Raw genomic sequence first — 12,779 nt, 5'->3', positions numbered from 1 at the left:
TATTAAAAGCCGCGTTCCTTCTGTAATTGTTCATAAGCTAATTGCACTTGCCTGAATTTTTCTTCTGCGCCTTTTTGATGCTCTTTTCCTAAATGAATGACTTTATCTGGATGATACTTTTTCGCCATCTTTCTGTAGGCTCTTTTAACTTCGTCATCTGTTGCATCTTTAGTAATCTCTAAAATTTTATAAGCATTATCACTACTATTGTAGAACATAGCTTTAATGCTTCCATAGTCACGAGAACTTATTCCTAAATAACCCGAAATCATATAGATCTGTGACACCTCGTTATCAGTAACCATACCATCTGCTTTTGCTATTCCGAAGAGAAAATGAAGCAGTTGTAATCGTGAAGAGTGATCCATCATTTGCTTGATTTGTAAGCACACTTTACGTGTAGGGATATTTTGTTTGTTAATATTTTTAAACAATTTAAAAGCGTGGTTGGCTCTTTGTTTCCCATACATACTTACAAATTGCTGACGTACATAATCCAATTCACGTTGATCTTGAATACCATCGGCTTTAATAATAACAGATGCTAATATTAAGAGGCTCACTTCAAAATCCCCAGATTGTGTTTGTGGTCTTGTACGTGTTTGTGTTCGCGAACGCGAACGTGATGTCGACTGTCTTGAACGTCTTTGTTGCTTAGGATTTCCTTCATTTAATAGAAAGCCACTTTGTTCGGCTGCACCATCAATTAAACTTCCAATAGCGAGACCAATTATAGCACCTATAGGTCCACCAAAAGACCATCCTAAAGCACCTCCTATCCATTTTGCAAAACTCATGTACGACTGTTATTTATTGTTGATTTCAAATATACTATTTGTTAGTAGATTTTTTTAGATTTTGTTACGATTAGACGCAACCTTTTTGAGGTTTTAGTATCTTCTTAGTATAAAATCGATTGTATTATGAAACCTTATATTTATCTATTGATATTTACGATGTTCGCATTTTCGTGTAGTAATGACGATGATGGTACATCAAATAATGAGCCTACATTACATGGTGAATGGTCTTTGGTTAACGTATCAGGTGGTTTGGCTGGTATAGATGACGATTTTCCCGTAGGGTTAATCACTTGGGATTTTAATCTTAATACCCAAGAGTTAACTGTTACTAATACCAATGTTGAACTTGTAATTTATGACGGCTTACCAACAGGAACTTATGACTACGCTGTAATGACTTCAACAGGAAGTGATGCTACGATAGTAATTAATAATGTTAATTATGCTGTAGTTTCAATAACATCAACAAGTCTTGTCTTGGATGAAGGTGTTGCAGCAGATGGATTTTTACTCACCTATACGAGGTGATGATCTGCTATTGAAAACTTAAATGGTACCATTCAAACTGCTTACCGATTCGTGCATTCTTCGCACTATTTTTGCGTATCTTTGCAATTCAATAGTAATAATTAAAAAAACAAAAATATGTATCCAGCAGAATTAGTAAAACCTATGCGTGAAGATTTAACCAACGTTGGTTTTGAAGAATTACAGACAGCAGAAGCTGTTGAAGCTGCTTTAGCAAAAGAAGGTACAACCTTAGTCGTTGTAAATTCGGTTTGCGGTTGTGCAGCTGCCAATGCTCGTCCTGGAGCGAGACAGAGTTTACAAAATGCAAAACGTCCAGACCATATCGTTACGGTTTTTGCAGGTGTTGATCGAGAGGCTGTAGATGCAGCAAGAGCACATATGGTGCCATTTCCACCAAGCTCGCCAAGTATGGCTTTATTTAAAGATGGTGAATTGGTTCATATGTTAGAGCGTCATCATATTGAAGGTCGTCCAGCAGAATTGATTGCTGAAAATCTAATGGATGCTTATAACGACCATTGTTAATAAGCACGATATAGAATAGTATATAAAACCACGATTTAATCGTGGTTTTTTTGTGTATTATTTTCATTCAATTAATTTTACAACATGCAAAAAATTTTAGCTTATCCTTTAACCGTTGTCTATTTTATAGTCTTTGGATTAACCTTACTTATTTTTCATCCGATACAGTGGTTTTGTTACAATGTTTTTGGATATCAAGCTCATAAAATTAGTGTGGATGCACTTCAATTTTGCTTAATGCGATGCTTAAATGTTTTAGGAACTCGATTTTCTTGGAAGAATGACTATGAGATTCCTAAAAATAAACCATTACTTATCGTTTCTAATCATCAAAGTATGTATGATATATCACCAATAATGTGGTATATGCGACGACATCATGTGAAGTTTGTTGCTAAAAAAGAATTAGGAAAAGGATTTCCTAGTGTGTCGTATAATTTACGTCATGGCGGCTCTGTATTAATAGACCGTAAAAACCCAAGACAAGCCTTACCTGCAATGGTTACTTTTGCAAAATATATAGAGGATACCAATCGAGCAGCAGTTATTTTTCCTGAAGGAACACGAAGCAAGACAGGTGAACCAAAACAGTTTAAAACAAGAGGGCTGGAACTCTTAATGGAAAACACGCCATCTGCACTTATCGTTCCTATAACTGTAAATAATTCATGGAAAACATTGCGATATGGTAAATTCCCAATGGGAATAGGAAGTTATATCAAATTTAAAGTACATCAACCTATTGATTTGTCTGAGGTAGAGAACTATAAAGAGTTAGTCAAAACAATAGAGAATACAATAACGAGTTCTATAATTCTAAAAAAATGACAGAGGCACAACACCACCAAATTCAACTCACTAAAACATTTGTGAAGACAACATTAGAAAATGCAGAAGGCGGTCATGATTGGTTTCATATCCTAAGAGTCTATAATAATGCCTTGCTTATCACTAAGGACGAAATTGTCGATGAGTTTACAGTAGCATTAGGCGCTTTGCTTCATGATATAGCAGATAGTAAATTTCATAATGGAGATGAAACTGTTGGTCCTAAAAAAGCACGTGAGTTTTTGTTTGGTATCAATGTAGATTCGGTAGTCATAGAACACGTTGTTAATGTCATTGAGAATATTTCATTTAAAGGAGGCAACCAACTCCAAAAATTTAAATCACCAGAATTAGATGTCATTCAAGATGCCGATCGATTAGATGCTATAGGAGCTATAGGAGTAGCTAGAGCTTTTAATTATGGAGGGTTTAAAAACCGAAAACTCTTTGATCCATCTATACAACCAAATTTAAATATGAGCAAAGAGGAGTATAAAGCCTCTAAAGCACCAACAATTAATCATTTTTACGAAAAGCTGTTGCTTTTAAAAGATAGGATGAATACCAATTCAGGTAAAAAAATTGCGACCAATAGACATCGATTTATGGAACAGTTTTTAGATCAGTTCTATGCCGAATGGGATGGAGAAAAATAAACGTGTTAAGAGTTGATTTCAGAATCTTGATACTTACGACCCAGTTGCTTGAGCATTTCTGTCGTCATTTTTTCCAGATTAAATTCATGATTCCAGTTCCAGTCTTCTCTTGCTGCAGAATCGTCTATTGATTTTGGCCAGCTATCGGCAATCTGTTGTCTGTAGTCAGGACTGTAAGTGATTTTGAAATCTGGGATGTGTTTTTTTATTTCTTCGGAAATGGTCAAAGGTGTAAAACTAATAGCACCTAAATTATATGATGATCTAATTTTCACCTGTTCGGCAGGCGCTTGCATAAGATTAACAGTAGCATTAATGGCATCGTCCATAAACATCATTGGTAACTCTGTATGTTCAGATAAAAAACAGTCATAATGCTTATCTAATATGGCTTGATGATAGATCTCAACAGCGTAATCTGTAGTTCCTCCGCCAGGCATGGTCTTCCAACTAATAATACCTGGATACCTAATACTTCTCACGTCTACGTCATATTTTTTATGATAATATTCGCACCAGCGTTCTCCAACTTGTTTTGTAATACCATAGACAGTTGTAGGTTCCATGATGGTATGCTGAGGTGTGTTTTCAGTAGGCGTTGTTGGTCCAAAAACAGCAATACTCGATGGCCAAAAGATACGTTTTATAAAGCCGTCTTTAGCTAAATTCAATACGTGAAATAGAGAATTCATATTAAGATCCCATGCTTTCATAGGGTATTTTTCACCTGTAGCACTTAGCATGGCAGCCATTAAGTAAATGGTATCGATATTGTGCTTTTCAACACAAATTTTTATAGAGTTGTAGTCTTGAGCATCAACAATTTCAAAGATGCCAGAATTAACGACTTCAAGGTTGTGATAACCTATATCGCTAGCAACGACATTCTCAGATCCATGAATATCTTTTAATTTAAATGTAAGTTCAGACCCAATTTGTCCGCCGGCACCAATGATTAATACTTTAGGCATAGATAGATGATGTTTAATCGTTCCTCAAAAATAACAAGAATATAGAGTACAAAAAACATAAAATTGTAAAATTAACAACTCATTAATTTTTGTTAATTGCATATTAGATTTATACGCTTTGCCTATATTTACCTCAAATTGAATAGATATAATTATGCGCTTCATTACGCTTTTATTTATAAGTTTTAGTTTGTTACTCACCAATTGTAAAGGAGATACAGTTTCAGAAGTAATTGAAGAAACCCAAGAACAAATTGATGCTCGGAAAATATCACAACAAGATATTGAAAGCTTTAGATATGCAGATTTCGGATTGAGTTCAGATGCTCAAAAAGCTGTAATCGATTGGCAAAAGTATCAAGAGCTTAATACACAAATTGAATTATTGAAAAAAAGCGATCTTAGTTTTTTTAATGGAGACCTTTTATTGTTAAAAACGTTCTTAACCGAGTTAAGAACCGAAATGCCTGAACAATTACAAACTAACGAGATTAATGCCAGGATAACGGCTTTAGACACCAAAGGCCAAAAGTTAAATAGTCTTTTAACGATTAATAATGTTAGTAAGGAAGACCAACTTCAAGGAATTAAGGAATTGTTAATCGCAGTATCTAACCTTAATTTGCAAATCAATAAGAAGTTTGAGTTTGATAAAAACAATGTCTTTAAGCCAGAATAATCTTCTAAAATAGTCTTAATATTTTGTTAATATGTAACATTTTGGCGATTGAGGCTTCTTATTAATAACTAATTTTAATCAAATTTAATTTTCACCACATTATGAAAACCAATATCAAGAGTATTTTGGTGGTTTCTGTGTTGGGACTTTTTGCATTTTTAGGATGTAAGGAAGAACCAAAGGAGGAAACTGCTATGATCGAGAAAATTCCTGGAATTGTTCTCGAAAACATGGACACTTCTGTAAGTCCGAAAGATGATTTTTACAATTACGTTAATGGTAATTGGGTAAAGACAACGACAATCCCTGAAGAAGAAACGCGTTGGGGAGGATTTGGAGTACTTCGTAAATCGACAAGAGATGACGTCTTGGGGCTTATGAAAAAAGCCAAAGAACTAAAGACTTACGAAGAAGGAACCGATCAGAAAAAAGCCTTACTGATTTTTGAATCGGAATTAGACACAGTTGCTCGCGACGAAGCAGGCATAAAACCATTAAGACCGTTTTTAGAAGAAATAGATGGTATTAAAAGTCTTCAAGATATGCAAACTGCAATTGCAACCTCTATTGGTGTATCGGCACCATTTGCTCAATTAGGAGCAGGACCAGATTTAAACGATAGTAGTATGAATACAACTTGGGTTGGACCTGCAGGTACTGGATTACAACGCGATTATTATTTAGATCAAGACGATAAGTCTAAAGAGATTAGAGAACAATATAAGGCGCATGTCTCAAGAATGTTGCAGTATATTGAATACTCGAAAGAGGATGCAGATGCTGCTGCTGTTAAGATTATCGACATGGAAACTCAACTTCAAGAGCCGAGACTAGACAAAGTTGCAAGAAGAGATTTACGAAATATGAATAATCCAAATTCGATTGCGCAGTTACAAGAAATGTGTCCTGCTATTGATTGGAGTAAAATGATTTCAGATCTTGGTATCGAAAAAAAGATAGACACTGTACTTGTTGCACAACCTAAATACATGATGGCCTTAAACGATTTCTTAAAGAAAACGCCTTTAGAAGATGTTAAAACATTAATGGATTGGACAACAATTAACAATGCGGCAGGATTCTTATCTACAGATATTGAAAGAGCGAATTGGGAGTTTTATTCACAAACACTTAGAGGAGCTAAAAAACAACGTTCGGCTGAAGAACGTGCTTTAGGAACTGTAACTGGTACCGTAGGAGAAGCTATTGGTAAAGTTTATGTGGATGCTAAGTTTCCACCTGAAGCCAAAGCAAAAGCTGAAAAAATGATTGCTAATGTGATTACAGCTTTTCAAAATAGAATTGAGAAATTAGATTGGATGAGCCCTGAAACTAAAGCAAAGGCTATAGAAAAACTAGAAAAATTTACTGTAAAAATTGCATATCCAGATGAGTGGGAAGATTATTCAACACTCATGGTTAATGAAGGTAATTCCTATGCCGAAAACATGATGGCCGTAGGTCATTGGGCTAAGGCAGATAATTTAGCAGATATTAATGAACCTATAGATAAATCAAAATGGGGAATGCCACCACAAATGGTGAATGCTTATTTTAATCCTATTAATAATGAAATCGTTTTTCCAGCGGCAATTTTACAACCGCCTTTCTATAATTGGACGGCAGATGAAGCTGTAAACTATGGTGGAATCGGAGCTGTTATTGGTCATGAGATTTCACACGCTTTCGATGATTCTGGAGCGCGTTTTGATGCGGATGGAAATTTAAAGAATTGGTGGACTGATCAAGATCTTGAAGAATTTACAAAACGAGGAAATGCTTTAGCAGAGCAATACAGTGCCATAGAAGTGATGGATAGCGTTTACATTAATGGTAAGTTTACTTTAGGTGAAAACATTGGTGATCTTGGTGGTGTACTTGGAGCTTATGATGGTTTACAATTATACTTTGCCGAAAACGGAAGACCAGAAAATATTGATGGCTTTACACCAGAGCAGCGTTTCTTTATGTCATGGGCTACAGTTTGGAGAACATTAACTAGAGAAGATGCTTTAAGAACTCAGGTTAAAACAGATCCTCACTCACCAGGAATTCAAAGAGCAGTGCAACCACTTAAAAATATTGATGCATTTTATGAAGCATTTGATATAAAAGAAGGTGATGCGATGTGGTTAGCTCCAGAAAAGCGTGTTAGAATTTGGTAAACGTACCAATGTATATAAAAACAAAAAAGCACCCAAATTGGGTGCTTTTTTATTAGAATTAAAGTGCTTATTCCTTTTTCTCTTTTCGTGCTACTAAAGCATCTTTACTTAACTTAGCTAAGTTAAAGTTAGCATCCATGGTCATAGCTTCATCCAATAATCCAATTGCTGTATCTAAATTATCAGTTTGATTCATATTAAATACAATCAAAGCCTTTAGATAGGTTAATGCACCTTTTAATGAAACTTCATAAGGTCTCTGAGATTCGTAGTATGAACGTTTCATATCATCTTTAACATTGGCTAATCCAAAATCTACTTTTGCTTTCGCACCTGCTAGATCTTGTGTTTGTACTTTAAGATCTGCAATTTCATAGGCTAAATATGAATTGGCATCTCTTTTAAATAATTCCTCATAAAATACTAAGGCACGTTGCGGCTGGTTTAAAGCCTTTAAAGCAATAGCTTTTACTTCAGTATTCATATCGGTATCTGTTGGGTTTTGTTCAATTCCAATAGTATTCAAAGCTTCAAGGTTTCTGCCTTCAGAAGCGTAGATGTAAGCCAGTGTATCTAATCTCGCTTTGTTTGGCTGTAAAACATTAAGATGTGTCATAGCATTAATAACACCTTGAATATCACCTTGAGTTTTCATTTGCTGATAATAAGCTTCAAAGTGTTTTACAAGTTCAGATTTTGTTTGTGCAGTGACACTAAAAGTGCATACTACAGCTAAAAGGAGGATAAGTTTTTTCATCTGTTTAGATTTATTGTTTTTTAATTGTCAGATGTCACATTCATCAAGTTCATTTGCTTTTTAAGCATAGTTCTTACCTAAGAATGTTTCATAATATTCGTCATTTATTGCGCCAAAACTAAAAAAATATATGGCATATACTCTTAAAAGTCTGCTAATTATTAGAGTTTTACTTTGAAATCATAGTTCAAAAGGCGTACCAATTTTTGAGAATCGATATACTTTCCTTTACTTTTTACAGATTCATCAAACTCAGGAACAGGAATATTCATGGCTTTGCAAACCGAAGTGTAATAGGCTTTTTTTGTGGGATGAGGTAGCGTAGATGCATTCAAAGTAGTAGACCAAGCTTGCTGTTTGATGATTGACATAATAATACCAATACAATCGTTACGGTGAATTAAATTCACAGGAGCATTAGCATTTTTAAGATTCTGTTTTCCTGATAAAAAACGAGCTGGATGTCTATCTTCAGCGAAGAGTCCGCTAAAGCGTAATAGGGTAGTGTCAAAGTTTTTATTCTGCTGAAATAGGCGTTCTACCGCAACTAGTTTTGATGCTGTTTTAGACGTAGATGTTGGCGTGTCTTCAGTAATTATTGGACATGTTTCGTCATCATCATACACCGAAGTCGAACCAATAAGCACCACATGTTTTACCGAAGCAGTTTCAATATGCTTGACGAGGTGTGTCATTTGCTGCACATAATTGCCTTCAGGATTTTTACGTAGACCAGGAGGAATGTTAACAATAAGTATTTCGCAATGATCTAAACAGGCTTCAATGTTACCTAAAACACCTTCCGAAGATAATTGTATGATAAATGGTGTAATATTCGCTTGCTGAAGCTCAGGGATTTTGTCTTCTGAAGTTGTAGACCCATTGACCTCATAATCATTTTCTAGGAGGTGTTTTGCTAATTTAAAGCCTAACCATCCGCAACCAATTACACAAATTTTGTGACGCAATTTTTTAGATTTTTATTCTACTGAAATGTACAAATTATTAGTTGGATAACCACTCTAGCTAAATTCACTTATTTTCAGTAACTTTAAAACACACTAAAAGAATTGGTTATGGGCATTAAAAGTTTTCAAGGGGCAAGAAAGCAGCAAACTACTGCTGAGGTAAAAGCAATTACAGTCAGTGATTTTATGACACGTGATTTAATCACATTTAAACCAGAGCAATCTGTAGAGGAAGTGATTCAAACGTTAATCAAGAATAAAATTTCTGGAGGCCCTGTCGTGAATAATAACAATGAGTTGGTTGGTATTATTTCTGAAGGTGATTGTTTGAAGCAAATTAGCGAAAGTCGTTATTACAATATGCCAATGGAGCAACATACGGTTGAAAATCGAATGGCAAAAAATGTTGAAACCATTGATGGCAATATGAATGTTTTCGATGCTGCTAATAAGTTTTTAGAATCTAAAATTAGACGTTTTCCTATTGTAGAAAACGGGAAATTAGTTGGGCAAATTAGTCAAAAAGATATTCTAAAAGCTGCTATAGAACTCAAAGGACAGAATTGGAAATAAGCTATTATCGTCTTCGATGATTAGGCAAGGTTTCAGGTAAATCGGTAATGATGATTTTCTGCTTACCCTCACTTTCTAATGCGGCAATCTTAGAATATGGATACTCTGGTAAAGGCTCGCTTAATGCCTTCCATTTTGCGATTCCAGCAACTGTAATTCGCTCTCCAATTTCGATAATGCCTTCCTCATAACGTAAACGTTTATTCATGCCAAAGAAATTTTCTGGATTAATATTATAGCGTCTTAAAACCGCTTCAAATTTTGGAGTAGGGCTGTTAAACACTCCAGATGATTGATTGGTATCTTTTACAAGATAACTGATATAATTTCGAGGGCTTGCCGACGGTTTTACAATAACAAAATCACCATTGGTGTCTATAAAAAACTCTTGAAATTGTTCATCCTGCACTAAAGTTTTCCAATGCGAACTTTTTCCAGAATTGACGCGTTGCTGAATTCTAATTTGATAGAACACACATTTTCGTCCAGTATAAGGTGCGATTAAAGGCGATTTAACATGCAATGCTTTTCCGCTTACTTTTGAAAGATCGTTGGTTTTTAAACTTGATGCTGGTTTATAAGGAATTTTAGATAGGGTTCTAATAATCACATTTCTTTTGCTAAAATGAACAGCTAAGAAAATAATAAGACCTATAACACAAATGGCAATTATGATAATAAGAGGTGTACTCATTGAAGATGGTTTGGTTGTATAGATAAGTAGTTAAAACTTAAAAAACGTTACAATGCTAGCTTTCGCGCTTCACTAGTGCATAATAATCTCCTTCTAAAGGCAAGTAGCCTTGATCATATACAAAATAGTATACGGTTCCGGCTTTTGTAGTATAGATACTGGTAAAGTAGTTGAAGTCAAATCCTTTTTCTATCAATCGCGCTCTGGAGATTTTTTTCTTTTGATCTGGATTGAGCTCTTCTAGGATACGATAGTTCTTTCTCAATCGGTTGTTGGTATTTCTTATTAAGTTCTTACTGTCTTTATTAATTGCATTATTATAGGCATTACGACAGGCATCACTACAGAATTTCTTATCAATTCTACCCACTATTTTTTCTCCGCATTCAGGACATTGTTTTTGCATAGTCTTCGTTTTTAAGTTCGTACCAATTTATTAGTTCACCTTCGTATGGGAATTGTTCAATGTAATTCAATCCAATTTTCTGAAGTACCTTATTAGAACCTATATTTTTAATTTCGGCCGCACCGTAAATAACATCTAGTTTAAGGTCTTTAAATCCAAAATCTAATACGGCTAGGGATGATTCAGTTGCATACCCTTTTCCCCAATATCTTGGAATAAAACGATAGCCTATATCATAGAAGTCTCTTTTTGACCCTAAGGCTTCTTTATCTCCTGTATTAAGTTTTAAACCAGACCAACCTATAAAGTCTCCAGATGATTTTTCGACGGTTGCAAATCGAGCAATACCACGCTTATGATATTGTTCTCTTATAAAATTGATATTGTCTTGCGCTTGCGATTTTGAAGTTATAGGACGCTTTCCAAGGTATTTGTGAACTTCGGGGTTTGAGTCTAGCTCAAACATACCGTCAATGTCTGATGGTAAAAGTTCACGCATGATAAGGCGTTTTGTTTCTAGGTAAAATGACATATGCAAAGATACAATTTTTCCGTTTACAAACGACTACAAACATTTACAAACGATTTTAAACATGTAACTACCGACTAATATTTGGAGTGTGTTACATATTTGCACTGTTGAATCACTGAAGGTTCAATGGCATTAACTGTTTAACACTTGCCAGTGACGGCAGGTATAAAAATTTAAAAATTATGAACACACTTAGAAACAGAGTACAGTTGATTGGAAGATTAGGACAAGATCCAGAAATCATCAACTTTGAAGACGGAAACAAAATGGCAAAATTCTCATTAGCTACAGACGATAGCTATAAAGATAAAGATGGGACTAAAGTAGAGCGTGCTTACTGGCACAATATTGTGGTACGTGGCGGATTAGTAAAAGTAGTAGAAGAATATGTAACCAAAGGAAAGGAAATTGCTATAGAAGGTAAGCTCACCAATCGTTCTTGGGATGATAAAGATGGGCAAAAGCGTTATACTACAGAGATTATTTGCAATGAGTTATTGATGCTGGGGAAATAAACATAATTTCTTTTTTGTTAATAATCGACAAATAATTTGAAAAGCTTTATGAATTTAAAAAAAGGAAGCACATGATTGTGCTTCCTTAAACTTAATTATGAATTAATTGTTTTGGTATATTACCTTGTGAACCTTAGAGTACATATCCAGTCTAATTATCTATACAAACTATAACCCTTTCTTTAACTGTTTGTTTTCAAGATTTATAGGAGTTGATATAAAAGATATTGTTGCAACAATATCTTTTATCATGAAATGTTTGCTCTAATTGTTTTAGGCTTAAAAAGCATTGAGTTGTATTACACCTCATTTCAAAATTTAATTTTACGAAGTAAAAGTAGGTTTCAGCCTTATTAATAGTAATTAAATACCATACTTACTTACACTTTTTAGTAATTAACTTGCACTCAAAAAGTTAAGGTGATACATTGCTTAATAATTGATAACGACAAAACTACAGCTGAAATCATACAAAATGTAGCTGATGATTTTTCTGAGATTACATTTAATGTCGTAGATGAAGATTATGAAAAGGCTTTAAATCTTGTCTTAAAAGATAAGCCTCAAATTGTGTTTTTCAATATTGACGCAGTTCATATCAATATTTCCGAATTTCTATTAGAGATTAATCAATGTGTTGTGAACCAACCATTGTTTATAGCATTGTCAGTTTATAAAGAAAAGGCTATTGATGCTTATAAATATGATTTTATAGATTTTTTATTAAAACCATTAAAGGAACATTTAGTAAGGAAAAGTCTTTTAAAATACCAAAAAAAATTCCCAATTAAACAAAGCGAAACGATTTGCCTGAAATCGTACAAAGATTATCAATATTTAAATATTGAAGACATACTGTATCTAAAAGCAGATAATAACACTACAGATTTCTATATGGCAGATGGCCGAGTTATTGGTGCTTATAAAACGCTAAAGGTCTTTGAGAATTTACTACCCAAAACTTTTTTAAGAATCCATAAGAGTTATATCATAAACAGAAACTGTATTTCTAGAATTCATTATGGCAAATCAATTTGTTTTGTTAAGAGAGAACATAAAATACCTTTTACAAAAACATTTATCAAAAATGTAGATTTGATAAATACAGCGTTAACAAAAAATACACTTATCACCTTAAACTAACTTCCCTATCTAAAAGGAGCATTTCACTCATAG

At 34.2% G+C, this 12,779-nt stretch carries 16 protein-coding genes; 9 read left to right on the top strand and 7 right to left on the bottom strand.

Going from position 1 to position 12,779, the window contains the following annotated elements; genetic code table 11:
• Nucleotides 1-2: 2 nt before the first annotated feature.
• Complete coding sequence (locus KWG70_RS02585; protein WP_230934433.1) at nucleotides 3-797, bottom strand: DnaJ domain-containing protein; 795 nt, start codon at nucleotides 795-797, stop codon at nucleotides 3-5.
• A gap of 126 nt (nucleotides 798-923) precedes the next feature.
• On the opposite strand from KWG70_RS02585, the gene KWG70_RS02580 reads away from it, so the two are divergent.
• The 4 genes from KWG70_RS02580 (at nucleotide 924) to KWG70_RS02565 (ending at nucleotide 3,343) form a co-directional block, all read left to right on the top strand.
• Nucleotides 924-1,331 carry a hypothetical protein gene (locus tag KWG70_RS02580; protein ID WP_230934432.1) on the top strand — a complete coding sequence of 136 codons (408 nt, stop codon included), beginning with the start codon at nucleotides 924-926 and terminating at the stop codon, nucleotides 1,329-1,331.
• Between the two features lie 117 nt (nucleotides 1,332-1,448).
• Nucleotides 1,449-1,859 carry a BrxA/BrxB family bacilliredoxin gene (locus KWG70_RS02575; RefSeq protein ID WP_204344360.1) on the top strand — a complete coding sequence of 137 codons (411 nt, stop codon included), beginning with the start codon at nucleotides 1,449-1,451 and terminating at the stop codon, nucleotides 1,857-1,859.
• Nucleotides 1,860-1,943: 84 nt separating this feature from the next.
• On the top strand, nucleotides 1,944-2,687 hold the full coding sequence (locus tag KWG70_RS02570) for a lysophospholipid acyltransferase family protein (RefSeq protein WP_230934431.1): 744 nt from the start codon (nucleotides 1,944-1,946) through the stop codon (nucleotides 2,685-2,687).
• Nucleotides 2,684-3,343: an HD domain-containing protein gene (locus KWG70_RS02565; protein ID WP_230934430.1), complete on the top strand. Its 660-nt coding sequence runs from the start codon at nucleotides 2,684-2,686 to the stop codon at nucleotides 3,341-3,343. The genes KWG70_RS02570 and KWG70_RS02565 overlap by 4 nt, the downstream gene beginning before the upstream one ends.
• 5 nt (nucleotides 3,344-3,348) lie before the next feature.
• Here KWG70_RS02565 and KWG70_RS02560 read toward each other — a convergent pair whose 3' ends face one another.
• Complete coding sequence (locus KWG70_RS02560) at nucleotides 3,349-4,314, bottom strand: NAD-dependent epimerase/dehydratase family protein (RefSeq protein WP_230934429.1); 966 nt, start codon at nucleotides 4,312-4,314, stop codon at nucleotides 3,349-3,351.
• A gap of 154 nt (nucleotides 4,315-4,468) precedes the next feature.
• Here KWG70_RS02560 and KWG70_RS02555 point away from each other — a divergent pair, with 154 nt between their 5' ends.
• Together KWG70_RS02555 and KWG70_RS02550 are read left to right on the top strand one after the other, a co-directional pair.
• Nucleotides 4,469-4,993: a hypothetical protein gene (locus KWG70_RS02555; protein ID WP_230934428.1), complete on the top strand. Its 525-nt coding sequence runs from the start codon at nucleotides 4,469-4,471 to the stop codon at nucleotides 4,991-4,993.
• A gap of 101 nt (nucleotides 4,994-5,094) precedes the next feature.
• Nucleotides 5,095-7,158 (top strand): M13 family metallopeptidase, encoded by a 2,064-nt coding sequence (locus KWG70_RS02550; protein WP_230934427.1) that lies wholly within the window; start codon nucleotides 5,095-5,097, stop codon nucleotides 7,156-7,158.
• Nucleotides 7,159-7,225: 67 nt separating this feature from the next.
• Here the strand turns inward: KWG70_RS02550 and KWG70_RS02545 are convergent, their stop codons facing one another.
• Together KWG70_RS02545 and KWG70_RS02540 are read right to left on the bottom strand one after the other, a co-directional pair.
• The gene (locus KWG70_RS02545) at nucleotides 7,226-7,915 is read right to left on the bottom strand and encodes a tetratricopeptide repeat protein (RefSeq protein ID WP_230934426.1); all 690 of its coding nucleotides are present in this window, start codon (nucleotides 7,913-7,915) and stop codon (nucleotides 7,226-7,228) included.
• Nucleotides 7,916-8,076: 161 nt separating this feature from the next.
• The gene (locus KWG70_RS02540) at nucleotides 8,077-8,883 is read right to left on the bottom strand and encodes an NAD(P)H-binding protein (protein WP_230934425.1); all 807 of its coding nucleotides are present in this window, start codon (nucleotides 8,881-8,883) and stop codon (nucleotides 8,077-8,079) included.
• A 108-nt stretch (nucleotides 8,884-8,991) separates the two neighbouring features.
• Here KWG70_RS02540 and KWG70_RS02535 point away from each other — a divergent pair, with 108 nt between their 5' ends.
• Nucleotides 8,992-9,456 (top strand): CBS domain-containing protein, encoded by a 465-nt coding sequence (locus tag KWG70_RS02535; RefSeq protein ID WP_230934424.1) that lies wholly within the window; start codon nucleotides 8,992-8,994, stop codon nucleotides 9,454-9,456.
• Between the two features lie 4 nt (nucleotides 9,457-9,460).
• Here KWG70_RS02535 and KWG70_RS02530 read toward each other — a convergent pair whose 3' ends face one another.
• Genes KWG70_RS02530 through KWG70_RS02520 form a run of 3 tightly spaced genes read right to left on the bottom strand, consistent with a single transcriptional unit; the run spans nucleotide 9,461 to nucleotide 11,055 of the window.
• On the bottom strand, nucleotides 9,461-10,150 hold the full coding sequence (locus tag KWG70_RS02530; RefSeq protein WP_230934423.1) for an E3 ubiquitin ligase family protein: 690 nt from the start codon (nucleotides 10,148-10,150) through the stop codon (nucleotides 9,461-9,463).
• Nucleotides 10,151-10,205: 55 nt separating this feature from the next.
• On the bottom strand, nucleotides 10,206-10,556 hold the full coding sequence (locus tag KWG70_RS02525) for a hypothetical protein (RefSeq protein WP_230934422.1): 351 nt from the start codon (nucleotides 10,554-10,556) through the stop codon (nucleotides 10,206-10,208).
• Nucleotides 10,537-11,055, bottom strand: a complete 519-nt coding sequence (locus KWG70_RS02520; protein ID WP_230934421.1) for a GNAT family N-acetyltransferase — start codon at nucleotides 11,053-11,055, stop codon at nucleotides 10,537-10,539. Before KWG70_RS02520 ends, KWG70_RS02525 begins: the two co-directional genes overlap by 20 nt.
• Before the next feature lie 215 nt (nucleotides 11,056-11,270).
• Between KWG70_RS02520 and KWG70_RS02515 the strand changes: the two genes are divergently transcribed.
• Both KWG70_RS02515 and KWG70_RS02510 read left to right on the top strand, forming a co-directional pair.
• The gene (locus KWG70_RS02515; protein ID WP_230934420.1) at nucleotides 11,271-11,603 is read left to right on the top strand and encodes a single-stranded DNA-binding protein; all 333 of its coding nucleotides are present in this window, start codon (nucleotides 11,271-11,273) and stop codon (nucleotides 11,601-11,603) included.
• Nucleotides 11,604-12,023: 420 nt separating this feature from the next.
• Complete coding sequence (locus KWG70_RS02510; RefSeq protein ID WP_230934419.1) at nucleotides 12,024-12,746, top strand: LytR/AlgR family response regulator transcription factor; 723 nt, start codon at nucleotides 12,024-12,026, stop codon at nucleotides 12,744-12,746.
• The last annotated feature ends 33 nt before the right edge of the window (nucleotides 12,747-12,779 follow it).

Origin of the sequence: Psychroserpens luteolus, from assembly GCF_021032705.1 — a bacterium.
Classification (GTDB): domain Bacteria; phylum Bacteroidota; class Bacteroidia; order Flavobacteriales; family Flavobacteriaceae; genus Psychroserpens; species Psychroserpens luteolus.
This window is presented reverse-complemented; position numbering and strand designations above follow the sequence as displayed.